This window comes from Bradyrhizobium sp. ORS 375 (assembly GCF_000239775.1).
In the GTDB taxonomy this organism is placed as follows: Bacteria; Pseudomonadota; Alphaproteobacteria; order Rhizobiales; family Xanthobacteraceae; genus Bradyrhizobium.
The window spans coordinates 19,445-42,516 of record NZ_CAFI01000453.1 but is presented as its reverse complement, the minus strand read 5'-3'; the positions used below and the strand labels follow the sequence as shown (position 1 = coordinate 42,516).

Genomic DNA, 23,072 nt, shown 5'->3' with positions numbered 1-23,072 from the left:
GCCTTGGCACCCGTTATCTTGGCACCCTCGAAAGACGCTCACGGGAGCGCGGCCACTCTCATTTGGCGCGCATTTTGAAGGTGTTGCGCCGCATCCCGCTAACGTATTGAGAGTCTTGAGAATGTCGTTAGTCCACGCAGCGCCTTCGGTGTCAAGGCTTATTTCCGAGCATGCAACCTTCGTTGGTATTCCTGCGCTCAACGCATGTTCGAACTGCGACTTATTCGCTCACTTTTGCCTGAAGTGGGCATGACAAGGTGGCATGACATTGATACCTGTAAGGTGCAAATCACATGGACTAACAAAACGGCAATTCAGGAGGATGCAGATGCTCAAATCGGGTTTGATTGCGGCAGTCGTGATTGCAACGTCGGCAGGCGCCGCATTCGCGCTGGACGGCGGTGACGCTGCGAAAGGCGAGCAGGTCTTCAAGCAATGCATGACCTGCCACCGCATCGGACCCGATGCCAAGAATGCGGTCGGCCCGGTGCTGACGGGGGTGGTCGGACGCCCGACCGGCACCTATCCGGGGTTTGCCTATTCCGAGCTGAACAAGCACGCCGGCGAGGCCGGGCTGGTCTGGACCGACGACAACATCTTCGAATATCTCGCGGATCCCAGCGCGTTCCTGAAGAAATATCTGACCGAGAAGGGCAAGGCGGACCAGGCTACCGGCTCGACCAAGATGGTGTTCAAGCTCGCCAACGAACAGCAGCGCAAGGACGTCATCGCCTATCTGAAGACGTTCTCGGAGAAGAAGTGAGGGGATAGCGGAGCGGCGCTCAGGTGAGCGCCGCTCCGGGCCCATCCACACACTCCGTTGTCGTCCCGGCGAACGCCGGGACCCATACCGCGCGATGCGTGTTGGCGGACAAGGTCTGCGTTGCTCGCAGTTCCCACCACAGCCGCCGGTGGTTATGGATCCCGGCTTTCGCCGGGATGACAGCGTGGGTGTGTCAGCCGCTTGGCAACCGCTAACAGGCCGCCCTCCGGAAGGCACTGCGGCCCTGCCGGCGCTATCCGTTCGAGCGGATCATGACCGTCGCCACCGCTGCTTGAGATCAGCCACGTTGGCGACGCCGGAGGCAGCCAGGCAGGCTGCCAACCAGAACCACGGCGCGCCGGTCAGCGCGCAGCGTAGCGCCAGCAGCAGGAACACGCCGGCCAGAAGATTTGGCAGCAGCGCCCGCGGGCTGACGCCGCGGCGATAACGGCGCCAGACCAACGTCACCGCCGCAAGCTCCACCACCACCACGGCCAGGATCAGGTCCACCACATGCGGGCTGCGAAACAGCTCATCCATCACGTGAGCAGCTCAGGCCGCCTTCGCGAGCCCGGTGAGGTGGGCGATGTTCTTGAAGAAGATGCGGACGTGCGACAGCGGCTTGGCCTTCACCAGCTCTTTGTTCATGTAGGCGTCCCAAGTCAGCTGCTGGACGTCCTTGTCACGGCAGATCGCGACGAAGCGCTCACGGCGGGCGTCGTTCGTGTACCAGTAGCGCTGCATCATGCCGAGGATGAAGAACACCGCGCCATGCTTGCGCATGAAGGTTTTGCGGGCGGTGGCGAGCGCCTTCGCATCGCCAGTTTTCAGGAACAGCGCGACGGCATCGGCCGCTGCGCGGCCGCCGGCCATCGCATAATAGATGCCTTCGCCGGAGGCGGGCGCGACGACGCCGGCGGCGTCGCCCGCGAGCACGACGTCGCGGCCATTGTCCCAGCGTGACAGCGGCTTCAACGGAATCGGCGCGCCCTCGCGACGGATCGTCTCGAGATCGTCGAGCGCAGCCGCCTTGCGGAATTGGGCCACCGAGCCGCGCAGCGAAAAGCCCTTATGAGCGCTACCGGTGCCGATGCTAGTGGTCGGGCCGTGCGGGAACACCCAGCTGTAGAAATCCGGTGACAGCTGGCCGCGATAGACGACGTCGCAGCGTGTCGCATCGAACAGCGGGTGGCTGCGGTCGGGCGAGCGGATGATCTCGTGATAGGCGAAGACGTAGCGGATCTCGCTGGCCTGAGGGATGCACTGGCGCGCGACCGCCGAGACCGCGCCATCCGCACCAATCACCGCGCGGGCGCGCACGCTGGCCTGCCGGACGCTGCCATCGTCCATGCGGGTCTCGTAATGCACCACCGCGATGCCGTCATCGTCGCGAGTAAGTTCGTTGAAGCTGCCGGTCCGGCGGATCGCGCCGCCGTCCGCAGCGCGCTTGCGCAGCCATTCGTCGTAGTGCTCGCGATCGACCATGCCGACGAAGCCGCCGTCGATCGGCATGTCGACGTCGCGGTTGCTCGGCGACACCATGCGGGCCGCGGAGATGCGCGCCACCAGCAGATGATCCGGAATCTCGAACTCGTTGATCAGCCGCGGCGGGATGGCGCCGCCGCACGGCTTGATGCGCCCGGCGCGATCGAGCAGCAGCACATGATGGCCCTGCCGGGCGAGGTCGTTGGCAGCAGTGGCGCCGGCGGGGCCGCCGCCGACGACCACGACATCGAACGTCTCGGAGGAGGTCGAGGTGCTCATCGCTAGGCTCCCTGGTTGGCCGGCTGTGCTGCAAGCGCTGAGGTCTGCTCGCGCGGACGCTTGATCCAGATCGCGAGCCAGGCGGAGAGAACGAACAAGGCGGCTTCGGCGGCGAACACCGCCGCATAGGCCGAGGCGGTCGATGGCATGAAGGCACGCGCGGCATCAGCCGCCGCGGTGCCCACGAAGCCGCCGATGCCGAACGAGATCGCCTGCGAGGCGCCCCACAGGCCCATCCGTGTGCCCTCGCGATTGTCGCGGCCTTCGCTGACCATGTTCATCATCGCGCCGATCGCCGCGATCGCGTAGACGCCGTTGGTGATGCCGAGCAGCAGCACGGAGGCGCGCAGCGGCCAAGCCGGGCCGACGGTCGCGGCGGCGACCAGGCTGAGCAGCGCCAGCGCCGAGGCGAGGCAGCCGCCGATGATCCAGGGCTGCGGCCGCGTCCGCCAGTCGGCATGCAGGCTCGCCATCGCCGGCATCAGGATCATGCCGATCAGCGCGCCCATGTGCTGCACCGACGAGAGCTGCGTGGTCTGGCCCGGCGTCATGCCGAACACGCTGCCGGCGAACGGCTCCAGGATCAGGTCCTGCGCGCTATAGGCCAGCATCGAGACGAAGATGAAGATCGCGAAGCGCCGCGCCTGCGGCTCCCTGCAGATCTCGCGGAAGTCCTCCATGAAGCCGCTGCGCTCGGCTTTCGTTGCAGCCTTCCCGGTAGACAGCTCGGGCTGCTCGATGCCCCAGACGCCGAGCAGCGTCAGCACCATCGCAATCGCCGAGACCGTGCCGGACACCATCATCAGCCGCTCGCCGGAGAACGGATCGAGCGCCTTGCCGGCGACTGCGGTCGTGACGATGAAGCCTGCGATCATCATGATCCACGCGATCGAGGCGGCGGCGCTGCGCCGCTCCGGCGCGGTGCGCTTGGCGAGCAGCACCAGAAGCGAGGTGCCGGCGGCGCCGACGCCGACGCCGATCATGATGAAGGCGATCACCGCAACGACGAGGCCGAGCATGAGCTGGCTCGCCATCAGCGCGGTGGCGGCAGCGGCGAGCAGGCCGCCCGCGGCGAGCACCGCCATGCCGCCGACGATCCAGGCGAAGCGGCGGCCGCCGACATCGGAGCCGTGGCCGAGCCAGGGCCTGAGCACCTGCATCGCATAGTGGATCGCGACCAGCAGGCCGGGGATCATCGCCGGCAACGCCAGCTCGATGACCATCACGCGGTTCAGGGTGGAGGTCGTCAGCACCACCACGGCGCCGAGCGCCGTCTGCACCAGGCCGAGCCTGACGATGCCGAACCAGGAGAGCGGAGCGGGGGCCGAGGTCATGCCGACATCCCCGCCAGCGCGAAGGCTGAAACCAGCATGCCCAGCACATAGAGCAGCACGCCCGTTCCGTTGTACCAGGGCGCGAGCTCGCGCGGATTGGTCATCAGCCGCCGCATCAGCACCAGCTGGGCCGCGACCAGCGCGGCGACGATCATGGCATGCGCCGGACGGCTCCAGACGATGAGGAGACCGAGCACCGCGACCTGCGCCAGCGCCATGGTGATGCAGGCGAGGCGGGCGGCGCGCTCGGGACCGAGCAGCACCGGCAGCGAATTGACGCCGCTGACGCGGTCGCCGCCGACCGACTTGAAGTCGTTCAGGGTCATGATCCCATGGGCGCCCATGCTGTAGAGGAGGGCGATTGCGAGTACCGGCCAGGATGGCGCCTCTGCGCTCATGATCGCCGCCGCCGTAATCCACGGCAGGCCTTCATAACAAAGGCCGACGGCGCTGTTGCCCCACCAGCCGTTCTGCTTCAGCCGGATCGGCGGCGCGCTATAGGCCCAGGCGAGCGCGAGGCCGAGCGCGGCGGCGGCAAAGCCCCAGGTGCCGAGCAGGGTGGCGACGCCGAGCGACAGCACCGTCCAGATCAACGCGATATACAGGCCCCAGCGGCCGGGAATGCGGCCCGACGGGATCGGCCGGTCCGGCTCGTTGATCGCATCGACATGGCGGTCGAACCAGTCGTTGACCGCCTGGCTGGTGGCGCACACCATCGGTCCGGCGAGTACGAGACCTGCAACCACGATCGGCCAGCGCGGCGCCAGCGGTGCGCCCGACGACACCACACCGCAGCCGAATGCCCAGATCGGTGGAAACCAGGTGATCGGCTTGAGCAGCTCGAGAACGGCCGAGGGATGAAGCCTTGACGGAATGCTTGACGGAATCTTTGGCGAAAGCGGGATGGGCGCGATCTCGGTCATTGCAACTCTTCCAACTGTTCCGGCTGCAGTCTGCCCAACGGCAGCTATTCCAATTGACTGTCTTCCTCGCTCGGCTCGGCGAGGCCGTAGCGCCTGAGCTTGACGTAGAGGCTCTGGCGGCTGAGCCCGAGCATCTCGGCGGCGGTGGCGCGGTTGTCACCGGTCAGCTTGAGCGCGGTCTCGATGCACATCCGCTCGATCACGTCGGTGGTCTCGCGCACCAGCTCCTTCAGCGGCACGCGGCCGATCAGCTCGGCGAGCTGCTCGCGCGAGCGCGGGATGAAGGCGTGGTCGCCGCCGTCACCGGAGATGCGCGGGCCGACATTGCGGATGGTGAAGCCGAGCCGGGCCTGGCCCGGCGCGCCGACCGTGGTGGCGGAGATCTCGACGTCGACCGGCGAGCCATGCTCGCCGCGGACCACGCTCGAGAACAGCTTCAAGGTGCCGTGCTGGCGCAGATTGCTGAGCATCACCGAGAAGTCGATCGCCGACTTGCCGATCCAGCGGTCGATCGTCTCGCCCATGATCTGGTGCATGTTCTCGATCTGGGCGAGCTGCAGGAAGGTGGCGTTGGCGTGCAGCAGCCGGCCGTCCATGTCGGTGATGACGAAGCCGTCGGGCGCCGATTCGACGAACTGCACCAGCTGGGTGTTGACGTCGGACGATTTCGGCAGTGCCGGCTGGCCATATTGCGGCGAGAAGCGCAGCAGGAAGAACGACGAGGTGTCCTGGCGGAAGAAGGTGCCGTCGAGCAGATAGTCGCGGCCGCCGTCGAGCGTGATCCTGACGCGCTCGATCTTGCCTTGCGAGCGGATCGCCAGCGACAACGATTGCGAGAGCGACTGGTCGTCGATCAGCAGCGCGTCGGGGAACAGCTTGCCGATCAGGTTCGCGGCGCCATGGTCGAGCAGTGCGGCCGCGGCCGGGTTGGCCTCGACGATGCGGTGGCTCGTGGCGTCGATGATCAGCACCGGCTCGGCGGTGATCTGGAACAGGATCCGGTAGCGCGATTCGGCGTTGCGCATGCGCGAATAATCGCGCTCGATCGCGACCTGCGCCTCGATCAGCTTCTGCTGGAGCGCGGCCGTTGCGCGCACGTCGCGGCCGACCGCGATGTAGCGGGCCGCGCCCTTGATCGCGACGACCGCGAACAGGATCGGGATGTCAGGCCCGCGCGCGGCCGGGTAGCGCACCTCGCGCCAGCGCGACACCTTGCGCTCCGAGGCTTCGGCTAATAGCAGCTCTGGCTTGGTCTGGCTTTCCTCGGACACTGTTGCTTGCCAGGATCGGCCGATCCACTCGTCTGTGTTTCTCAATTCAAGCGGGAGACCGGCCTGCTGAAAGGCCAGGTCCTGAATGTTGCCGTCGGCGTCGAGCGCGAGCGCAATGTCGGACGCTGCGGCCACCAGCATGGCCGCAACATCCGCATTGAGATCGCCAAGCGACTCTTTCGGAGCTCTGAACGCCCTCACCAACGCCGTTGTCCTCCCAATCAAGGAGCCTTCGCGCGGCAAGTCTCGTTCCAGCATTCATCTTCACAGCACCCTTAAGGCTATCGCCGTTCGGTCAGAAGACTGACGACGTGCCGGGCTTGCGAAGCCTCTCTGCTCATGTCGGAGACGATACCGTCGCCGCCGACCAGGAGAACGAGTTCAGGCCGTTCAATAAACGCAGGACCGCAGACCAGCACGCCGATGTCCTGGTTGGAGGACTCGCGCCGGACCATCCTTATGTTTGAGGCGAGATCGTCAAGCTTCTTGTCGCTGGTGGCGAAGAACTCGACGACGTTGAACCATTGCGTGCGAATCGTCTCGATGAAACCACGATCCGCCGTATCAGGTTCGATCCAGGTGTCCCAGCCGTCGCGGCGAAAGAATTCGCCGGCGAGCACGACGCCGAACATCATGTGGCCGATCTCGCGCCGATCGCCGGGCGCCGTCGTCAACAGCACCCGCAATCCCGTCGGCGCCATCGCGAGCTCGGCGCAGAACGCCGAGCTGAAATGGCGCAGCAGCTGCTGCAGCCGCCACAGCGCGAGCGTGACGTCGGCGAAGTCGCGCTCGTCGTCGGCCCACAGATGCCGCAGATGGTTCGCGGTCGGCACCAGGAGATCGAGATAGATCCGTTCCAGCGTCTCGCCGTGATCGCGATGCGCCTGGATGCAGGCGACGGCGCGATCATCGTCGGCGTCGAGCACCAGCTCGGCGAAGTCGGCAGCCTCTTGCGCGGAGGCCGTGATGATCGCCGGCACGCGTTCCAGCGCGGACGCATGCGCCATCACCAGCCGCGGAATGATCTCGGCCTCGATCGCTCCGTTCAGCTGAGGATGACGGGTGCTGTGTAAAGGCACGTTGACGCGCGCCGATGCGGGCGGATGAAAAGCCGCCTGTCCACGCTTCGTCCGAAAGCGTGCTCGCGGAAATCGGGCTGTCTCATTGAGTTCGGTCATCAGCGCCTCCCCTCCATATGAGCGCACGTCACTCGTTGCGTCAATATTATTTGACGTCAATTTTGATTGACACTCTTCCTGCCCAGGTCTAGCGTTTCCCCATCGGGCACGCACTCGGGGATTTGCGATGCGCCACCTGCGAACTGCACAACGTAGCGCTGACCAGACCGAGTGCGGTGCACCAATTATGTCCCTGTGGTTGCCGTCATCGCACCACCCGGAACTGGTGTTGTCAAATCATCTTTACACATCGTGTGACGCCCAATTCACGTCCGCCACTGATCCGTCGCTGTGGAGTCAACTCTGCTTCACACCCGAGACGGCGCCGCGCGCAAAGCGGCAAGCGCTTTACACGCCTGAGGAAAAGCTCAGGCGGGACGCCACGCCATGGACCCTGGTGCAGGGCATTCTGGCGCCGCTGCAATTTCTCGTCTTCCTGATCAGCCTCGGACTGGTCGCGCGCTATCTCGCGACCGGCGAGGGCCTGTGGCTGGCGACAGCCTCGGTCATCCTGAAGACGGCGCTGCTCTACACCATCATGATCACCGGCTCGATCTGGGAGCGGGTCGTGTTCGGGCGCTATCTGTTCGCACCGGCCTTCTTCTGGGAGGACGTGTTCTCGATGCTGGTGATCGCGCTGCATACGGCCTATCTCGCCGCGATCATCGGGCATATCGGATCGGCACAGCAGCAGATGTTGCTGGTGCTTGCGGCCTACGCGGCCTACGCGATCAACGCCACGCAGTTCCTGCTGAAGCTGCGCGCGGCGCGGCTGCAGGAGCAGGCGATGGCGCAAGCCGGTGCGGAGCGCGCGTCATGACGATTCCCGCGCAAGCCTGTGCCGTTGCCCCCGCGTCGGATGGCGTGCTGCGCGAGCGCGGCCAGCGCGAGGTGTTCTGCGGGCTGACCGGCATCGTCTGGCTGCACCGGAAAATTCAGGACGCGTTCTTTCTGGTCGTCGGCTCGCGCACCTGCGCGCATCTGATCCAGTCGGCCGCCGGCGTGATGATCTTCGCCGAGCCGCGCTTCGCGACCGCCATCATGGAGGAGCGTGATCTCGCCGGCCTCGTCGACGCCAATGACGAGCTCGACCGCATCGTCGCGCAACTGCTGGCCCGGCGGCCGGACATCAAGCTCCTGTTCCTGGTCGGCTCCTGTCCGTCGGAGGTGATCAAGCTCGATCTGTCGCGCGCCGCGCTGCGGCTGTCGCAGCGCTTCTCGCCCGGTGTGCGCGTGCTCAACTACTCCGGCAGCGGCATCGAGACGACCTTCACGCAAGGCGAAGACGCCTGCCTCACTGCGCTGGTGCCGGTGCTGCCGCAAGCCGACCGCGCCGCGCGGCCCTCGTTGCTCGTCGTCGGCGCACTCGCCGATGTTGTCGAGGATCAGTTCAAGCGGACCTTCGCCGCGCTCGGTATCGACAATGTCGCCTTCCTGCCGCCACGCCGGTCGTCCGAACTGCCGGCAATCGGGCCGGAGACGCGCGTACTGCTGGCACAGCCTTTCCTGGGTGACACCGCGCGCGCATTGGAAGAGCGCGGCTGCCGGCGCATCGCCGCTCCGTTCCCCCTCGGCGGTGAAGGCTCCGCGCTGTGGCTCGCCGCTGCGGCCGATGCGTTCGGTGTCTCGCGCGCTCATGTCGACCGCACCCTCGCGCCGCTGAAGGCGCGGGCCGAAAAGGCGCTGGCGCGCTATCGCGCGCAGCTCGCCGGCAAGCGTGTCTTCCTGTTTCCGGATTCGCAGATCGAGATTCCCTTGGCGCGCTTCCTCGCGCGCGAGATCGGCATGGAGCTGGTCGAGGTCGGCACGCCCTATCTGCACCGCGATCATCTCGCCGCTGAGCTCGCGATGCTGCCCGCAGGCACGCAGCTCAGCGAAGGCCAGGACGTCGAGCGTCAGCTCGACCGTTGCCGCGCGGCACGTCCGGATCTCGTCGTCTGCGGGCTCGGCCTCGCCAATCCGCTGGAGGCCGAAGGCCTCACCACGAAATGGTCCATCGAGTTGATCTTCACGCCCATCCAGGGCTTCGAGCAGGCCGGCGATCTCGCCGAGCTGTTCGCGCGGCCCTTGCTGCGCCAAACCAGATTGGCGGTGTGAGATGCAGCTGTCGGTCTGGACATATGAGGGCCCTCCGCACATCGGCGCGATGCGCATTGCGACCGCGATGCGCGACGTGCACTACGTGCTGCACGCGCCGCAGGGGGACACCTACGCCGATCTGCTGTTCACGATGATCGAGCGCCGCGACCGCCGGCCGCCGGTCACCTACACCACCTTCCAGGCGCGCGATCTCGGCGGCGACACCGCGGATCTGCTGCAGAGCGCGGCGCGCGCCGCCTATGAGCGCTTCCAGCCGCAGGCGATGCTGGTCGGCGCGTCCTGCACCGCCGAGCTGATTCAGGACGACCCCGGCGGCCTGGCGCAAGCCTTGAGGCTTCCGATTCCGGTGATCCCGCTCGAGCTGCCGGCTTATCAGCGCAAGGAGAATTGGGGCGCCTCGGAAACGTTCTACCGGATTGTACGGGCGTTGGCTGCGTCTTCCGCTGAGGGCTCCCCCCGCCGTCAACGGGAGGCGGGCGCTCGTCCAGTCTGCAACCTGCTTGGTCCGACGGCTCTCGGCTTCCGTCACCGCGACGACCTCGCGGAAGTGACCAGGCAGGTTGTGGAGCTCGGCATCGAGATCAACGTCGTGGCGCCGTGGAACGCGACGCCATCGGATCTCGCCCGCCTGCCGCAAGCCGATTTCAACATCGTGCTCTATCCGGAGATCGCGCTGACGGCGGCGCAATGGCTGCACCGCCAGTTCGGCCAGCCCCATACGAAGACGATCCCGATCGGCGTCGGCGCGACGCGCGATTTCATCGCCGAGGTCGCAGGCCTTGCTGGTATCGACCCCGCGCCGGTCCTGGCGCGCAGCGAGAGCCGGCTGCCGTGGTATTCGCGCTCGGTCGACTCGACCTATCTCACCGGCAAGCGCGTCTTCATCTTCGGCGACGCGACTCACGCCGTGGCCGCCGCGCGCGTTGCGACCCAGGAGCTTGGTTTCGAGGTCGTCGGTCTCGGCACCTATGCCCGCGAATTCGCCCGCGAGATCCGCGAGGCAGCCGCGCTCTACGGCGTCGAGCCTGTCATCACCGACGACTATCTGGAGGTCGAAGCCCGCGTCAGCGAGCTGCGTCCGGAGCTCGTGCTCGGCACGCAGATGGAGCGCCATATCGCCAAGCGCCTCGGCATTCCCTGCGCCGTGATCTCGGCGCCGACCCATGTGCAGGATTTTCCGGCGCGCTACTCGCCGCAGATGGGGTTCGAAGGCGCCAACGTGCTGTTCGACACCTGGGTCCATCCGCTGATGATGGGCCTGGAGGAGCATCTGCTCGGCATGTTCCGCGAGGACCATGAGTTCGCCGATCACGCGCCCTCGCATCTCGGCGCAGCACCGGCAGCGCCACAGCAACCGCAACTGCGCGTGGTCGAAACCGTCACATCCAACGAGCTCGCCTGGGCGTCCGACGCCGAGCGCGAGCTGACCAAGATTCCCTTCTTCGTGCGCGGCAAGGCGCGCCGGAACACCGAACGCTATGCGCGCGAGCGCAACGTCAACCTGATCACGCTCGAGACCTTGTACGATGCCAAAGCGCATTTCGGTCGCTGATAACACGCCCATCCGGGTGGTGATCGTGACGATGGACAGCCATCTCGCCTCGGCTGCCGTGCGTGCACGCACGACCCTCCGGGCCGAGCTGCCCGGCCTCGACCTCAAGGTGCACGCGGCCGACGAATGGGGCTGCAATCCGAACGCGCTCGAACATTGCCTGGCGGACATCGCGACCGGCGACATCGTCGTCGCCACGATGCTGTTCATGGAGGACCACATCCAGCCGGTGCTGCCGGCCCTGCAGGCACGCCGTGATCAGTGCGATGCAATGATCGGCTGCCTGTCGGCCGGCGAGGTCGTGCGGCTGACGCGGCTCGGCAAGCTGACGATGTCCGGCTCGGCGACCGGCGTGCTCGGTCTGTTGAAGCGGCTGCGCGGCAGCAACCGTTCCGGCAATTCGAGCGGCCAGGGCCAGATGAAGATGCTGCAGCGGATGCCGCGCCTGCTGCGCTACATCCCGGGCACCGCGCAGGACCTGCGCGCCTATTTCCTCACCCTGCAATATTGGCTCGCCGGCTCCGAGCAAAACTTTGCGAACATGGTGCGCTTCCTGGTCGGCCGCTATGCCGACGGCCCGCGGGCCGGGCTGCGCGGCAAGCTCAAGGCCGCCGAGCCCGTGACCTATCCGGATGTCGGCCTCTATCATCCACGCTTGAAGCAGCGCATTGCCGAGCGGATCGACGAACTCCCGGCTCTGCCGAAGCCGGCCGGCCGGGTCGGCGTGATCCTGATGCGCTCCTATCTGCTCGCCGCCAACACCGCGCACTACGACGGCGTGATCGCTGCGCTGGAGGCGCGCGGACTTTCGGTCGTGCCGGTGTTCGCCTGCGGCCTCGACTCGCGCCCGGCGATCGAGCGCTACTTCCAGAAGGACGGCATCTCCACGGTCGACGCGGTGGTCTCGCTCACCGGCTTCTCGCTCGTCGGCGGCCCCGCCTACAACGACGCGCGTGCGGCCGAACAGGTCATGGCCGGGCTCGACGTGCCGCTGGTCGCGGCCCATCCGCTCGAGTTCCAGACCGTCGAGCAGTGGCACGAGGATGCACGCGGACTCACGCCGGTCGAGGCGACGATGATGGTCGCCATCCCCGAGCTCGACGGCGCGGTCGGTCCCACCGTGTTCGGCGGCCGCTCGGCGATGGCCGATGCGGGGCGCGACATGGCCTCGCTCCCGGAGCGGGCCGCCCAGCTCGCATCGCGGGTCGCGCGAATCGTCGAACTGCGCCGCTCCGCACGGGCCGAGCGCAAGCTCGCGGCCGTGCTGTTCAACTTCCCGCCGAATGGCGGCAGCGCTGGCACCGCGGCCTATCTCTCGGTCTTCGAGTCGTTGTACAACATCATGACGTCGCTGCGCGCGGCCGGCTACACGGTCGATGTGCCCGCCACGGTCGATGAGCTGCGCGCCCGCGTGCTCAAGGGCAACGCCGAGCGCTTCGGCACCGCGGCCAATGTCGCGGTTCGCATTCCCGTCGACCAGCATGTCCGCCGCGAGCGGCATCTCGCCGAGATCGAGAAGCAATGGGGCCCGGCGCCCGGCCGTCACCAGACCGACGGGTCCAGCCTGATGGTGCTGGGCGAGCAGTTCGGCAATTTGTTCGTCGGCCTGCAACCCGCCTTCGGCTACGAGGGCGATCCGATGCGGCTGCTGTTCGAGCACAGCTTCGCGCCGACCCATGCCTTTGCCGCGTTCTATCGCTGGCTCCGGGAGGATTATCGCGCCCACGCCGTGCTGCATTTCGGCACCCATGGCGCGCTCGAATTCATGCCGGGCAAGCAGGCCGGGCTGTCCGCCGAATGCTGGCCGGAGCGGCTGATCGGCGACCTCCCCAACTTCTACATCTACGCCTCGAACAATCCGTCCGAAGGCGCGCTCGCCAAGCGCCGCGGCGGTGCCACGCTGATCAGCTATCTCACGCCCTCGATCACCAGCGCCGGCCTTTACAAGGGGCTCGCCGACCTGAAGTCGTCGCTCGACGCCTGGCGCAACCTGTCGCCGGATGCGACCGAGCAGGTGAGAGACGACAGCGCCGCGCTGATCCAGGCGCAGGCGGCCGCCGTCGACCTCGCCGTGGCCGAGCCGCTGTGGGGCGACGAGCGCAGCGCGCAGATCGCGTCGCTTTCAGCGAGTGTGCTGGAGCTGGAATATTCGCTCATCCCGCACGGCCTGCACATCGTCGGCGCCCCGCCGCCGCAAGAGCAGCGGGCGGAACTGCTCGACCTCGCCGGCATCACCGATGCGGCCAAGCGCGTCGAGCTCGACAAGCTGCTCGCGACCGACAGCGAGACGCCGGCGATCCTGCATGCGCTCGACGGCGGCTACATCCGCCCCGTGCCCGGCGGCGACCTGCTGCGCAACACCGACGTGCTGCCCACGGGCCGCAACCTGCACGGCTTCGATCCGTTCCGCATTCCCAGCGCCTTCGCGCTCAAGGATGCGGAGCGCCAGGTGGCGCGGCTGCTCGCCCGCCATGCCGGCGAGGGCCACAAGCTGCCGGAGACGATCGCGCTGGTGCTGTGGGGCACCGACAATCTCAAGACCGAGGGCGGGCCGATCGCGCAGGCGCTGTGGCTGATGGGCGCCGAGCCGCGTCATGACAGCTACGGCCGGCTGTGCGGCGCCAAGCTGATCCCGCTGGAGCAGTTGGGACGCCCGCGTATCGACGTCGTCATCACGCTGTCCGGAATCTTCCGCGACCTGATGCCGCTGCAGACCAAGCTGCTCGCCGAAGCCGCGCTGCTTGCTGCCTCCGCCGAGGAGTCGACTGAATTCAACTACGTCCGCAAGCACGCGCTCGCGTTCCAGGCTGCCCATGGCGGCGAGATCGCGGACGCGGCATTGCGCGTGTTCGGCAATGCCGAGGGCGCCTATGGCGCCAACGTCAACCATCTGATCGATTGCGGCGCCTGGACCGACGAGGACGAGCTCGCCGACGTCTATACCCGCCGCAAGGGCTTTGCCTACGGCACCGACGGCCGGCCGGTCCGTCGCGATGCGCTGCTCGGCCATGTGCTGGCCGGCGTCGATGCCGCCTATCAGAACGTCGACTCGGTCGAGCTCGGCGTCACCACCATCGATCATTATTTCGATACGCTCGGCGGCATCAGCCGTGCGGTGAAGCGCGCCAAGGGCGAGGCGGCGCCGGTTTACATCGGCGACCAGACCCGCGGCGAAGGCACCGTGCGCACGCTGTCGGAGCAGGTCGCGCTGGAGACCCGCACGCGTACGCTCAATCCGAAATGGTACGAGGCGCTGCTCGCCCATGGCTATGAGGGCGTGCGCCAGATCGAGTCGCACGTCACCAACACGGTCGGCTGGTCGGCGACCACAGGGCAGGTGGCGCCCTGGGTCTATCAGCAGATCACCACGACCTTCGTGCTTGACCCCGCGATGCGCGAGCGGCTTGCGTCGCTCAATCCGGCTGCGTCCGCGAAGATCGCCAACCGTCTGATCGAGGCGCATGAGCGCAACTACTGGACCCCGGATGCCGAGATGCTCGACGTGCTGCGCAAGGCCGGGGAAGAGCTCGAAGATCGCCTCGAAGGCGTAGGAGTGGCCGCATGAACGTGACCTTGAGACCGCCGCTGACGACGGCTCCGCGCCGCCCCGATGGCGCCGGCAGCGTCCAGGTGCAGATGGACCCGAACCTCGTGATCGGCACCGCCAGGGTGTTCTCGGTCTATGGCAAGGGCGGCATCGGCAAGAGCACGACCTCCTCGAACCTCTCGGTGGCGCTGTCCAAGCTCGGCAAGCGCGTGCTGCAGATCGGCTGCGATCCCAAGCACGATTCGACCTTCACGCTGACCAAGCGGCTGGTGCCCACGGTCATCGACATCCTGGAGCAGGTGAACTTCCACTCCGAGGAGCTGCGTCCCGACGACTTCGTCTACCAGGGCTACAACGGCGTGATGTGCGTCGAGGCCGGCGGGCCGCCGGCCGGTACCGGCTGCGGCGGCTATGTCGTCGGCCAGACCGTGAAGCTGCTCAAGGAGCATCATCTGCTCGAGGACACCGACGTGGTGATCTTCGACGTGCTCGGCGACGTCGTCTGCGGCGGCTTCGCGTCGCCTTTGCAGCATGCCGACCGCGCGCTGATCGTCGCCGCCAACGACTTCGATTCGATCTTCGCCATGAACCGCATCGTCGCCGCGATCCAGGCCAAGTCGCGCAACTATCCGGTGCGGTTAGGGGGCGTCATCGCAAACCGAAGTGCTGCGACTGACCAGATCGACAAGTTCAACGAGCGCATCGGCATGAAGACGCTGGCGCACTTCCCGGACCTCGACGTCATCCGCAAGAGCCGGCTGAAGAAGTGCACCTTGTTCGAGATGGAGCCGTCGCCGGACGTCGAGCGCGCGCAGAACGAATATCTGCGCCTCGCTGCGTCGCTGCTCGCCGGCGTCGAGCCGATCCAGGCCACGCCGCTGCGCGACCGCGACATCTTCGATCTCCTGGGCTTCGATTGAGTGGGGCTGGCCGATGACGACAGCGGAATATCTCGCCCGCCGCAGTGAAGTGGAGACCTATTTCGACCGCACCGCGGTCGCCGCCTGGACGCGGCTGACCTCGGATGCACCGGTCGGCCGCATCCGCGCCACCGTGCGTGCCGGCCGCGATGAGATGCGGCGGACTCTGCTGTCATGGTTGCCGCTCGATCTGCGCGGCGCGCGCATCCTCGATGCCGGCTGCGGCACCGGCAGCTTCTCGATCGAGGCGGCCCGCCGCGGCGCCGAGGTTGTCGCGGTCGACATCTCGCCCACGCTGATCGAGATCGCGCAGCGCCGGCTGCCCGACGACATCAGCCGCAACGCGATCCGCTTCGTGGCCGGCGACATGCTGGACCCTAAGCACGGCGGCTTCAACTTCGTGGTGGCGATGGATTCGTTCATCCACTACCGCGCCGAGGATGCCGTGCGCATCGTCGCCGGCCTCGCCGGGCGCACCTCCGATGCGATCCTGATGACCTATGCGCCGCGCACACCGCTGCTCGCCGTCATGCACGCGGTCGGCGGCGTATTCCCGCGCGGCAACCGCGCGCCGTCGATCGAGCCGGTCGCGGAGCAGAAGCTGTATCGTCTGATCGCCGACAACCACGATCTCGCCGACTGGCGCTGCGCGCGCAGCAGCCGCATCGCCAATGGCTTCTATATCTCGCAAGCGCTGGAGCTCCGCCCGTCATGAGCGCGCGCGCACCATCGATCATGAAGGCATGGATGCGGCTGTCGTCGCGGTATCTGCCGTTTGCCGATGCCGCCTCGACCGAGCTGCCGCTGTCTCGCCTGATGCGGCTGTCGCTGTTCCAGGTCTCGATCGGCATTTCGGTGGTGCTGCTCAACGGCACGCTCAATCGCGTCATGATCGTCGAGCTCGGTGTGCCCAGCTGGCTGGTCGCGACCATGGTGGCGCTGCCGCTGGTGTTCGCGCCGCTGCGCGTGCTGATCGGCTTCAAGTCGGACCATCACCGCTCGGTGCTCGGCTGGCGCCGCGTGCCTTATATCTGGATGGGCACCCTGCTGCAGTTCGGCGGCCTCGCGATCATGCCGTTCGCGCTGCTCCTGCTGTCCGCGGGCGATGCGCCGGGCCAGGTCATCGCCGGTCGCATGGGCGCGGCGCTCGCTTTCCTGCTGGTCGGCGCCGGGCTGCACACGACGCAGACCGCCGGCCTGTCGCTCGCGACCGACATCGCGCCCGAGCACTCGCGCCCGCGCGTCGTCGCCTTTCTCTATGTGATGCTGATGTTCGGCATGATGGCGAGCGCGCTGACCTTCGGCGGGCTGCTCGCCGATTTCAGCGAGATGCGGCTGATCCAGGTCATCCAGGGCGCCGCGCTGACCGAGATGGTGCTCAACGTCATCGCACTGTGGAAGCAGGAGGCGCGCGATCCCTCGCGCACGTCGGCTGCCCGGGAGCGTCCGCGCTTCGGCGACTCCTGGCGGCAGTTCCGCGAGGCCGGCGGCTCGATGCGCGTCCTGGTCGCGGTCGGGCTCGGCACCGCCGGCTTCACGATGCAGGACATCCTGCTTGAGCCTTATGGCGCTGAGATCCTGCATCTGACCGTCGGCGAGACCACGGCGCTGACCGCTTTGTTTGCCGCAGGCACGCTCGCCGGTTTCGGCCTGTCCGCGCGCCGCCTCGGCAAGGGCTCCGATCCCTATCGGATCGCGGCGCTCGGCGGATTGGTCGGACTGTTCGCCTTCTCGGCGGTCATCTTCTCCGCACCGCTCGCTTCGCCGCTGGTGTTCCGGATCGGCACCACTCTGATCGGCTTCGGCGGCGGCCTGTTCGCCGTAGGCACGCTGACGGCGGCGATGGCGCTGGTGCAGAACGGCGAGAGCGGGCTTGCGCTCGGCGCCTGGGGCGCGGTGCAGGCGACGTCGGCAGGTGTCGCGATCGCCGGCGGCGGCGCCATTCGCGATGTGATGTCGCAGCTCGCGCTCGACGGCCGCCTTGGCGTGGCGCTCGCAGGGCCCGCGACGGGCTACAGCATCGTCTACCACATCGAGATCGGTCTGCTGTTCGTCACGCTGGCGGTCATCGGGCCGCTGGTCCGGCGGCGCGCGGCGGAGCCGTCGCGATTACAATTCGGAATTGCGGAATTTCCAGGTTAGCCCAGTCGGGGAGGAAGCCATGACGTCTTTCACGAGCTACATCGATGTCGCCCAGGTCGTACTTTACGGCTTCTGGATATTCTTCGCAGGTCTGATCTACTACCTCCGCACCGAGGACAAGCGCGAGGGCTATCCCTTGCAGTTCGAGGGTCGCCTCGGCCGGCAGACTGGCTCGAGCGGCTGGGGCTTCCCGGTGCCGCCGAGCCCGAAGACCTATCACATGCATGGTGGCCGTACCGCCACCCTGCCGAACCGGGACAACGACCGTGCCGATGCGCCGGTGACCCCCATGTATGCCTGGCCTGGCACGCCGTATCTGCCGACCGGCAATCCGATGCTCGACGGCGTCGGCCCGGGCTCCTTTGCCGCGCGCAAGGACGAGCCGGAGCTGACCATGGACAACATTCCGGCGATCGTGCCGCTGCGTGTCGACGGCAGCATCTTCATCGCCTCGGAGGATCCGGATCCGCGCGGCATGCCGGTGTTCGGCTGCGATGGCAAGCTCGGCGGCAAGATCCGCGAGGTCTGGGTCGACCGTGCCGAGATGCTGATCCGCTACCTCGAGGTCGAGGTCGAGGGCATTGTCGGTCGCCACGTGCTGCTGCCGATGACCATGTGCATCGTCGACAGGTCGCGCAAGGCCGTGCTGGTCGATGCCATTCTCGCCTCGCAATTCGCCAACGTGCCCGGTCTCGCCAAGCCCGATCAGGTCACCAAGCTCGAGGAGGACAAGATCGTCGGCTACTACGGCGGCGGCCATCTCTATGCGACCGCCGCGCGCCAGGAGCCGCTGCTGTGAGCAAGCGTCGCGATCAGGATCAGCTGATGCTGCCGGCAGGCGAACGCCTGCTCTGGCAGGGACAGCCCACGGTGAAGGCGCTGCTGCTGCGCGTCTTCCACCTGCGCCTGGTGCTCGCTTATTTCGCGGCCCTGTTCGGCGCCCATGTCGTGTCGGGCGCGCTCAATCACCAGCCGCTCGCGGCCTCGCTCGCCAGCGCCTCGTCGCTGGCGACCCCGGTGGCGATCGCGGCCGTGCTGCTCACCGGCCTGGCGGTGCTGTACAGCCGCACCACGCGCTACACCATCACCTCCAGGCGCGTGCTGCTGCAGTTCGGCGCCGTGCTGCCGATGACCCTGAACGTGCCGTTCAAGCAGGTCGCGCGCGCCGATGTGAAGCTGTTCTCGGATGGCTCCGGCGATCTGCCGCTCGGCGTCACCGCCCAGCAGCGGCTGTCCTATCTGCTGTTGTGGCCGCATGCGCGGCCGTGGCGGCTGAACGAGGTCGAGCCGATGCTGCGCGGCGTGCCGAACGCCCGTGAGGTGGCCGAGATCCTCGCCAAGGCGCTGGTCGCGGCATCGGATGGCGCTGTCGCGGCACAGCCGATCGCAGCGGGCAACGGACAGCCACAAGGCGCGTCGCCTGCGGGCGCGGTCGCCAGCGCAGCGTGATGAGGAGGGAGTCATGAGCCAAGCCGAGGGCCATGTCGAACATTACGCCGAGCATCACGCTGAGCCTGACATCGTCATTCCGAAGGGCGCGCTCCGCGCGGCCTTCGCCCTGGTCATTTTCTCCCTGGTCGCGGCCGGTGTCGGCCGCTGGACGGGCGTAGGCACCGTCCACACCGATCACGCCGCCGCCGTGCAGACGGTCGCGCTGCGCTTCGAGGATCGTCCGGATGGCGGCATCTCTGTCGTGTCGCCCGATAGCGGCAAGGTCGTCGGTATCGTCGAGGCCGGCGGCGACGGCTTCCTGCGCACGGTCCTGCGCAGCATGGCGTTCGACCGCCAGCGTCACGCGATCGGCTCGGGGCCGGCCTTCACGATCAACCGCTGGGCCGATGGCCGCATGAGCCTGGACGATCCAGCGACCGGGCGGCGCGTCGATCTCGGGCCGTTCGGTGACGACAACAAGCGCCGGTTCACGGAGCTGATGACGATGGGAGAAACGCGATGAGAGGATTATGGGCCAACGAGCCGCGCCGCTTCGACATCGGCTGCAGCATCGAGGTCGAGCAGACCTCCGAATCCCTGCATGCCCATGTCACGCTCGACCGTGACGTCAACATTCGCCCGGGCGATGAGGTGGTCATTCATGGCGCCCCGATCACGGTCAAGTTCGGCGAACAGCTCAACCTGCGGCGCACCGCCACCGTGGTCCGGGCCGGTCCGTTGAAGCGGATGATGATGCATGTCGCGGGCTATCTCGAACTCACGGAATTGTACGACGTCAGCTTTTCGGACGGGAGGGTCAGATGATCGCAATGGAAGGCGGATCCGGAAACATCTCCACCAAGATGGCGCTGGAGGACACCATCCTCACACCGCGCTTCTACACCACCGATTTCGCGGCGATGGACCGGCTCAATGTCGACCTGGTGCGCCGCGAGTGGGATGCGGTGATGGCCGAGCTGCGCGCCGATCACAACCGCAAGCACTTCGTGCGCACGCCGGAGTTCGACAAGGATCTCAACGAGCTGCCGGAGGCACTTCGCGCCGAGTTCAAGGACTTTCTGGTGTCGTCGCTGACGGCCGAGTTCTCCGGCTGCGTGCTCTATGCCGAGATCAAGAAGCGGATCACCAATCCTGATATCCGCGAGCTGTTCCAGTTCATGAGCCGCGACGAGGCCCGGCATGCCGGCTTCATCAACGAGATTCTCAAGGACCACGGCATCGGCGTCGACCTCGGCTTCCTCACCAAAACGAAGAAGTACACCTACTTCAAGCCGAAGTTCATCTTCTACGCGACCTATCTGTCGGAGAAGATCGGCTATGCCCGCTACATCACCATCTATCGCCAGATGGAGCGGCACCCGGAGCGCCAGTTCCACCCGATCTTCAAGTGGTTCGAGCGGTGGTGCAACGACGAGTTCCGCCACGGCGAAGCCTTCGCGCTGCTGATGCGCGCCGATCCGAAGCTCTTGAGCGGCTACAACAAGCTCTGGATCAAGTTCTTCCTGCTCGCGGTGTTCGCCACCATGCACGTCCGCGACCACATGCGGCCGGCGTTCTATGAAGCGTTGGGCATGCCGCCGGACGAGTATGACATGCGGGTGTTCCGCATCACTTCGGAGATCTCGCGTCAGGTCTTCCCGGTGATGCTGGACATCGACAACCCGCGCTTCTGGGAAGGTCTCAAGCGGCTGCGCGAGATCTCGGAGGCGATTGCCGAGGCCAAGGCACAGGGCGGCATCATGGGCACGATCAAGCGCGCCGTGCTGCCGCTGAAGGCGGCTCTGACCTTCGGCCGGCTGTATCTGCTGCCGGCCAAGAGCAACGAGCTGCCACGGGAGATCAGGCTGCAACCCGCCTGGTGACAAGGAGCCGGCCATGGGCGCGACCGCGATTGCCATTCCCTATGTCGTGTTCGTCTGGTGGTTCTCGACCGGCGCCGTACTGGCGCTGGTCGGGCTCGCCGCCCGCTATCCGGCCGCGTTCAAATGGGGTACGGCGGCGGCGTTCGTCGCGGCTCTGTCGGGCGTCGCGGTGTCGAGCCGGGCCGCCGCGGATGCCAATGCCTATTGCGCCTTCACCTGCGCCATCCTCTTGTGGGGCACGGTGGAGATGTCGCTGCTCGCCGGCTGGATCACCGGGCCGCGACCAGAGCCGTGCCCGCGCGATTGCACGCCGGCTTCGCGCGTCGGCTTTGCGCTGCAGGCGATCGCCTATCATGAGCTGGCGCTGATCGCGACCGCGGGCCTCGTGTTCGCGGTGACCTCGGGCGCGCCGAACCGGCTGAGCTGGTGGACCTTCGCCGCGCTGCTGGTGCTGCGCCAGAGCGCCAAGATCAATCTGTTTCTCGGCGTCCGCACGCTGAACGACGAGCTGCTGCCGAAGCAGGTCCGCTTCATGCGCAGCTACTTCGCCAAGAAGTCGATCAACCTGCTGTTCCCGTTCTCGATCGCCGCCGCGACCACCGCGACCGTGCTGGTCGCGGCTGCTGCGCTCGGCGCGAAATCCTCGTTCGATGGCGTGGCGCTGTCGCTGCTGGCCTCGCTGATCGCACTCGGCCTGCTCGAGCACGGCTTCATGGCACTGCCGATGCCGGTCATCAACCTCTGGCGCTGGAGCGCGCCGGTGGAGCCCGCGATGGCGACGGTGGCCGCGGCTCCCGCAGCTGTGCCGGCGCCGGTGACGCCGATGGTCCGGCCGGTGCTCGCAGTCGTGCCGGCCGCGCCGAAGGCGGAGCGCCCGATGTCCGCGCAGAAGACCGCCGCCGCGCTGGCGCGGCAGCGGCTCGAAGAGCAGTTCCGCCAGGCCTATCGCCAGGCCCGCGCCGACGCGCAGGCACAAGCCATCACCGGACTGGCCGCGGTGTCGGTCACGCCGCCGGTCGATCCGAACACGACAGCACAGGGGGGAGTACCATGAACTACGAAGACTATTTCCGCCGCCAGCTCGACGGTCTCCGGCGCGAAGGACGCTATCGCGTCTTCGCCGACCTCGAACGCAAGGCGGGCGCCTTTCCGATTGCGACCTATCGCGGCCCCCATGGTGAACGCGACGTCGCGGTATGGTGCTCCAACGACTATCTGGGCATGGGCCAGCATCCGAAGGTGCTGGAGGTGATGCACGAGGCGCTCGACCGCTGCGGCGCCGGCGCCGGCGGCACCCGCAACATCAGCGGCACCAATCATTATCACATCCTCCTCGAGGAGGAGCTCGCCGATCTCCATGGCAAGCAGGCGGCGCTTCTGTTCAATTCCGGCTACGTCTCCAACTGGACCTCGCTGTCGACCTTGGCCTCGCGCATGCCCGGCTGCGTGATCCTGTCCGACGAGCTCAACCACGCCTCGATGATCGAAGGCATCCGCCACAGTCGCTGCGAGACCCGGATCTGGCGCCACAACGACGTCGCCGATCTCCGCGACAAGCTGTCGGATCTCGATCCGAAGGTGCCGAAGCTGATCGCGTTCGAGAGCGTCTATTCGATGGACGGCGACATCTCGCCGATCTCGGACATCTGCGACGTCGCGGACGAGTTCAACGCCATGACCTATCTCGACGAGGTCCACGCCGTCGGCCTGTACGGCCCGCGCGGCGGCGGCATCTCCGAGCGGGACGGCGTGGCCCACCGCCTGACCGTCATCGAGGGGACGCTTGCCAAGGCGTTTGGCGTGATCGGCGGCTACATCACGGCCTCGAACACCGTCTGCGACTTCGTCCGCAGCTTCGCCTCCGGATTCATCTTCTCCAGTTCGCTGCCGCCGGCGGTCGCCGCGGGGGCGCTGACGAGCATCCGACATCTCAAGGCCAGCAACCACGAGCGCGCCCGGCATCAGGATCGCGTCGCCCGGCTGCGCCGGCGTCTGGATGAAGCGGGCGTCAGCCATCTCGATAACCCCAGCCACATCGTGCCGGTGATGGTGCGCGACCCCGTGCTGTGCAAGCGCATCAGCGACATCCTGCTCGACCGCTACGGCATCTATGTGCAGCCGATCAACTACCCGACGGTGCCGCGCGGCACCGAACGGCTGCGCATCACACCGTCGCCCTATCACTCCGACGCGGACATCGAGCATCTGGTCTCGGCGCTGTCGGAGATCTGGGCCGAGATGGGCCTCGCCTTGGCGGCTTGAGC

The 23,072-nt window shown here is 66.9% G+C and carries 21 protein-coding genes; 15 read left to right on the top strand and 6 right to left on the bottom strand.

The annotated features are described in order from the left end of the window. Positions 1-328: 328 nt before the first annotated feature. On the top strand, positions 329-763 hold the full coding sequence (locus BRAO375_RS30435) for a c-type cytochrome (RefSeq protein ID WP_009031268.1): 435 nt from the start codon (positions 329-331) through the stop codon (positions 761-763). A 270-nt stretch (positions 764-1,033) separates the two neighbouring features. On the opposite strand, the gene BRAO375_RS30430 is transcribed toward BRAO375_RS30435, so the two are convergent. The 6 genes from BRAO375_RS30430 to BRAO375_RS30405 all read right to left on the bottom strand — a co-directional run bounded on the left by BRAO375_RS30430 (position 1,034) and on the right by BRAO375_RS30405 (position 7,134). Then, entirely contained in the window at positions 1,034-1,303 is a 270-nt protein-coding gene (locus tag BRAO375_RS30430) for a hypothetical protein (protein WP_009031267.1), read from the bottom strand. A gap of 12 nt (positions 1,304-1,315) precedes the next feature. Next, positions 1,316-2,527, bottom strand: coding sequence for a geranylgeranyl diphosphate reductase (locus tag BRAO375_RS30425; protein WP_009031266.1), 1,212 nt, complete (start codon positions 2,525-2,527; stop codon positions 1,316-1,318). A 2-nt stretch (positions 2,528-2,529) separates the two neighbouring features. Next, positions 2,530-3,861: a BCD family MFS transporter gene (locus tag BRAO375_RS30420; protein WP_009031265.1), complete on the bottom strand. Its 1,332-nt coding sequence runs from the start codon at positions 3,859-3,861 to the stop codon at positions 2,530-2,532. Continuing rightward, positions 3,858-4,784, bottom strand: coding sequence for a chlorophyll synthase ChlG (chlG, locus tag BRAO375_RS30415; RefSeq protein ID WP_009031264.1), 927 nt, complete (start codon positions 4,782-4,784; stop codon positions 3,858-3,860). Before chlG ends, BRAO375_RS30420 begins: the two co-directional genes overlap by 4 nt. A 44-nt stretch (positions 4,785-4,828) precedes the next feature. Continuing rightward, positions 4,829-6,196 carry a transcriptional regulator PpsR gene (gene ppsR, locus BRAO375_RS30410; protein WP_244423373.1) on the bottom strand — a complete coding sequence of 456 codons (1,368 nt, stop codon included), beginning with the start codon at positions 6,194-6,196 and terminating at the stop codon, positions 4,829-4,831. A gap of 140 nt (positions 6,197-6,336) precedes the next feature. Continuing rightward, on the bottom strand, positions 6,337-7,134 hold the full coding sequence (locus tag BRAO375_RS30405) for a cobalamin B12-binding domain-containing protein (RefSeq protein ID WP_244423371.1): 798 nt from the start codon (positions 7,132-7,134) through the stop codon (positions 6,337-6,339). Positions 7,135-7,462: 328 nt separating this feature from the next. Here BRAO375_RS30405 and bchF point away from each other — a divergent pair, with 328 nt between their 5' ends. The 14 genes from bchF to hemA are packed head-to-tail and all read left to right on the top strand — an operon-like array spanning position 7,463 to position 23,070. Then, positions 7,463-8,053: a 2-vinyl bacteriochlorophyllide hydratase gene (gene bchF, locus BRAO375_RS30400; protein ID WP_009031261.1), complete on the top strand. Its 591-nt coding sequence runs from the start codon at positions 7,463-7,465 to the stop codon at positions 8,051-8,053. Next, positions 8,050-9,330: a ferredoxin:protochlorophyllide reductase (ATP-dependent) subunit N gene (locus BRAO375_RS30395; RefSeq protein ID WP_009031260.1), complete on the top strand. Its 1,281-nt coding sequence runs from the start codon at positions 8,050-8,052 to the stop codon at positions 9,328-9,330. The genes bchF and BRAO375_RS30395 overlap by 4 nt, the downstream gene beginning before the upstream one ends. A 1-nt stretch (position 9,331) precedes the next feature. Beyond that, a complete protein-coding gene (gene bchB, locus BRAO375_RS30390; RefSeq protein WP_009031259.1) occupies positions 9,332-10,885 on the top strand; it encodes a ferredoxin:protochlorophyllide reductase (ATP-dependent) subunit B in 1,554 nt (517 codons plus the stop codon). Further along, entirely contained in the window at positions 10,860-14,450 is a 3,591-nt protein-coding gene (locus BRAO375_RS30385; protein WP_009031258.1) for a magnesium chelatase subunit H, read from the top strand. Before bchB ends, BRAO375_RS30385 begins: the two co-directional genes overlap by 26 nt. Beyond that, entirely contained in the window at positions 14,447-15,352 is a 906-nt protein-coding gene (gene bchL / locus BRAO375_RS30380; protein ID WP_009031257.1) for a ferredoxin:protochlorophyllide reductase (ATP-dependent) iron-sulfur ATP-binding protein, read from the top strand. The genes BRAO375_RS30385 and bchL overlap by 4 nt, the downstream gene beginning before the upstream one ends. 13 nt (positions 15,353-15,365) lie before the next feature. Then, positions 15,366-16,067, top strand: coding sequence for a magnesium protoporphyrin IX methyltransferase (gene bchM, locus BRAO375_RS30375; protein WP_009031256.1), 702 nt, complete (start codon positions 15,366-15,368; stop codon positions 16,065-16,067). Beyond that, positions 16,064-17,494: a BCD family MFS transporter gene (locus tag BRAO375_RS30370; protein ID WP_009031255.1), complete on the top strand. Its 1,431-nt coding sequence runs from the start codon at positions 16,064-16,066 to the stop codon at positions 17,492-17,494. Before bchM ends, BRAO375_RS30370 begins: the two co-directional genes overlap by 4 nt. 19 nt (positions 17,495-17,513) lie before the next feature. Then, a complete protein-coding gene (gene puhA, locus BRAO375_RS30365) occupies positions 17,514-18,293 on the top strand; it encodes a photosynthetic reaction center subunit H (RefSeq protein ID WP_009031254.1) in 780 nt (259 codons plus the stop codon). Then, positions 18,290-18,943 carry a photosynthetic complex putative assembly protein PuhB gene (gene puhB / locus BRAO375_RS30360; RefSeq protein ID WP_009031253.1) on the top strand — a complete coding sequence of 218 codons (654 nt, stop codon included), beginning with the start codon at positions 18,290-18,292 and terminating at the stop codon, positions 18,941-18,943. The genes puhA and puhB overlap by 4 nt, the downstream gene beginning before the upstream one ends. 13 nt (positions 18,944-18,956) lie before the next feature. Continuing rightward, complete coding sequence (gene puhC / locus BRAO375_RS30355; RefSeq protein WP_009031252.1) at positions 18,957-19,448, top strand: photosynthetic complex assembly protein PuhC; 492 nt, start codon at positions 18,957-18,959, stop codon at positions 19,446-19,448. After that, positions 19,445-19,750, top strand: coding sequence for an O2-dependent cyclase accessory protein (locus tag BRAO375_RS30350; protein ID WP_009031251.1), 306 nt, complete (start codon positions 19,445-19,447; stop codon positions 19,748-19,750). The genes puhC and BRAO375_RS30350 overlap by 4 nt, the downstream gene beginning before the upstream one ends. After that, the gene (gene acsF, locus BRAO375_RS30345) at positions 19,747-20,808 is read left to right on the top strand and encodes a magnesium-protoporphyrin IX monomethyl ester (oxidative) cyclase (protein ID WP_035643120.1); all 1,062 of its coding nucleotides are present in this window, start codon (positions 19,747-19,749) and stop codon (positions 20,806-20,808) included. The genes BRAO375_RS30350 and acsF overlap by 4 nt, the downstream gene beginning before the upstream one ends. A 13-nt stretch (positions 20,809-20,821) precedes the next feature. Next, a complete protein-coding gene (puhE, locus tag BRAO375_RS30340; protein ID WP_009031249.1) occupies positions 20,822-21,862 on the top strand; it encodes a putative photosynthetic complex assembly protein PuhE in 1,041 nt (346 codons plus the stop codon). After that, entirely contained in the window at positions 21,859-23,070 is a 1,212-nt protein-coding gene (gene hemA, locus BRAO375_RS30335; RefSeq protein ID WP_009031248.1) for a 5-aminolevulinate synthase, read from the top strand. Before puhE ends, hemA begins: the two co-directional genes overlap by 4 nt. Positions 23,071-23,072 lie beyond the last annotated feature (2 nt).

Bases quoted from the DNA above. Each gene is read 5' to 3' on its own strand.
- puhA (WP_009031254.1), top strand. From the start codon at position 17,514: ATGACGTCTTTCACGAGCTACATCGATGTCGCCCAGGTCGTACTTTAC.
- BRAO375_RS30425 (WP_009031266.1), bottom strand. From the start codon at position 2,527: ATGAGCACCTCGACCTCCTCCGAGACGTTCGATGTCGTGGTCGTCGGC.
- acsF (WP_035643120.1), top strand. From the start codon at position 19,747: ATGATCGCAATGGAAGGCGGATCCGGAAACATCTCCACCAAGATGGCG.
- puhE (WP_009031249.1), top strand. From the start codon at position 20,822: ATGGGCGCGACCGCGATTGCCATTCCCTATGTCGTGTTCGTCTGGTGG.
- puhC (WP_009031252.1), top strand. From the start codon at position 18,957: ATGAGCCAAGCCGAGGGCCATGTCGAACATTACGCCGAGCATCACGCT.
- BRAO375_RS30395 (WP_009031260.1), top strand. From the start codon at position 8,050: ATGACGATTCCCGCGCAAGCCTGTGCCGTTGCCCCCGCGTCGGATGGC.
- chlG (WP_009031264.1), bottom strand. From the start codon at position 4,784: ATGACCGAGATCGCGCCCATCCCGCTTTCGCCAAAGATTCCGTCAAGC.
- BRAO375_RS30435 (WP_009031268.1), top strand. From the start codon at position 329: ATGCTCAAATCGGGTTTGATTGCGGCAGTCGTGATTGCAACGTCGGCA.
- bchM (WP_009031256.1), top strand. From the start codon at position 15,366: ATGACGACAGCGGAATATCTCGCCCGCCGCAGTGAAGTGGAGACCTAT.
- hemA (WP_009031248.1), top strand. From the start codon at position 21,859: ATGAACTACGAAGACTATTTCCGCCGCCAGCTCGACGGTCTCCGGCGC.
- bchL (WP_009031257.1), top strand. From the start codon at position 14,447: ATGAACGTGACCTTGAGACCGCCGCTGACGACGGCTCCGCGCCGCCCC.
- BRAO375_RS30370 (WP_009031255.1), top strand. From the start codon at position 16,064: ATGAGCGCGCGCGCACCATCGATCATGAAGGCATGGATGCGGCTGTCG.
- BRAO375_RS30350 (WP_009031251.1), top strand. From the start codon at position 19,445: ATGAGAGGATTATGGGCCAACGAGCCGCGCCGCTTCGACATCGGCTGC.
- bchB (WP_009031259.1), top strand. From the start codon at position 9,332: ATGCAGCTGTCGGTCTGGACATATGAGGGCCCTCCGCACATCGGCGCG.
- BRAO375_RS30385 (WP_009031258.1), top strand. From the start codon at position 10,860: ATGCCAAAGCGCATTTCGGTCGCTGATAACACGCCCATCCGGGTGGTG.
- ppsR (WP_244423373.1), bottom strand. From the start codon at position 6,196: ATGCTGGTGGCCGCAGCGTCCGACATTGCGCTCGCGCTCGACGCCGAC.
- BRAO375_RS30430 (WP_009031267.1), bottom strand. From the start codon at position 1,303: ATGGATGAGCTGTTTCGCAGCCCGCATGTGGTGGACCTGATCCTGGCC.
- BRAO375_RS30420 (WP_009031265.1), bottom strand. From the start codon at position 3,861: ATGACCTCGGCCCCCGCTCCGCTCTCCTGGTTCGGCATCGTCAGGCTC.